Annotated in this window: 2 protein-coding genes; both read left to right on the forward strand. The window is 61.3% G+C overall.

The features are described from left to right. The first annotated feature begins 326 nt into the window (after positions 1 to 326). Complete coding sequence (locus QCE48_RS31530) at positions 327 to 491, forward strand: hypothetical protein (RefSeq protein ID WP_309784646.1); 165 nt, start codon at positions 327 to 329, stop codon at positions 489 to 491. A gap of 544 nt (positions 492 to 1,035) precedes the next feature. Continuing rightward, on the forward strand, positions 1,036 to 1,533 hold a 498-nt coding region (locus QCE48_RS31535), incomplete at its 3' end, for a manganese catalase family protein (protein WP_309794463.1).

Consider the following 1,533-nt stretch of genomic DNA (forward strand, 5'->3'; position numbering starts at 1 on the left):
CTGGATGACCGGGGTTGAGCAGATAGTTGGTTTCAGCAGGGACGACCGCGCTCGGCACGGCAAGCACCGCGCTCCTTCGCTTCTGCGCCCACATCGCACATGAGCCCGTGCAAGCAAACACATCAGCAGCAGCGAAGCGCAACCGCAGACGGTCACGGCAACGCCGCACGCGAAGACCAGGGACGAAGTCCAGGCGGAACTGGGAGAGGCAAGAATCAGCGGGGCCCTTCCGCGCTTCGGCAATCCGGATCCGTCAAGCGTCCTGGCTCTCCGCTGGCATTCCGAATGCTACCGCATGCGCTACACCAACTATCCGCGGAACAGCCATGAATCCCGAGCCGTTTGATCCGGTAGAACGCGCTGACAAGCGCCGCAAAGAACTCGATGACGGAGACGTGAAGCAGAAGCCCGACGGCACGAACGAACAAAATGAGCACGGCAGCATGGACGCCTCCCTTGTTCCGAAGGGAAAAGACAATCCCGAACAGTGACCATATCAGCCTGAGCACGATCACCTCGACCCGGATGTCGAACCAGGGTCCCAACTCGGCCATCCAGCGAGCAAGCGAGACTCGGAAGCCTGATCGACGGTGTTGAATCCTGTCGTACCTGGTAGCGCTGAAACAGTGCCAGCGTCGACGCTCAAGCCAAGATCGACGCGACGAGCGCTGCGTCGCCATCCGACCACAGAGCGAGAGCACGTGCTGTCCACACTTTGCAAAACTCCCTGACCGCTTCATGCCCGCATCGGATCCGCGCCGGCCGCAAGCGCCCGTGAATGGCACGCGCGTTGCTGAACTGACCACGCGCGGCCGCTCAAGCTCTTAAGCGAAACAGCCGCGCACTATCCGGCACGCGGCTTTCTCGGCCGCACGACGCCAGCGCGGCTATTTCAGCGCTGAGACGCGCAGCAGCCGCGACCGCAAACGACGCATCCGCGTTCCTGTCGGTCGCTGCGCGATCCAAATTATCTTGCAAATTTGATTGCGCGCTAACCGCGCAAGGAAATCGTTCGCCCTGAAAGGAGCTTTTGATATGTTCGTGCACAACAAACGCCTGCAATACACTGTCCGCGTGGCCGCTCCCAATCCCGGCCTTGCCAATCTTCTGCTCGAGCAGTTCGGCGGACCACAAGGCGAACTGGCCGCTGCCTGCCGATACTTTACCCAGGCCGTCGCTGAAGATGATCCCGGCCGCAAGGACCTGCTCTTCGACATCGGCACAGAAGAACTGAGCCATCTCGAAGTCATCGGCTCGATCGTCGCAATGCTTAATAAAGGTGCCAAGGGGCAACTGGCTGAAGCGGTGGAATCGGAGGCTGAGGTTTACCGGTCGCTTAGCGGCAATGGCAACGACTCGCACACGACCGCTCTGCTCTATGGCGGCGGCTCGGCGCTGACCAACTCGGCCGGCGTGCCCTGGACCGCAGCGTACATCGACACCATAGGGGAACCGACAGCCGATCTGCGCTCGAACATTGCCGCCGAGGCGCGCGCGAAGATCGTCTACGAGCGCCTCATCAACGTGACCGAC

Origin of the sequence: Caballeronia sp. LZ024 (assembly GCF_031451455.1) — a bacterium.
GTDB classification, from domain to species: domain Bacteria; phylum Pseudomonadota; class Gammaproteobacteria; order Burkholderiales; family Burkholderiaceae; genus Caballeronia; species Caballeronia telluris.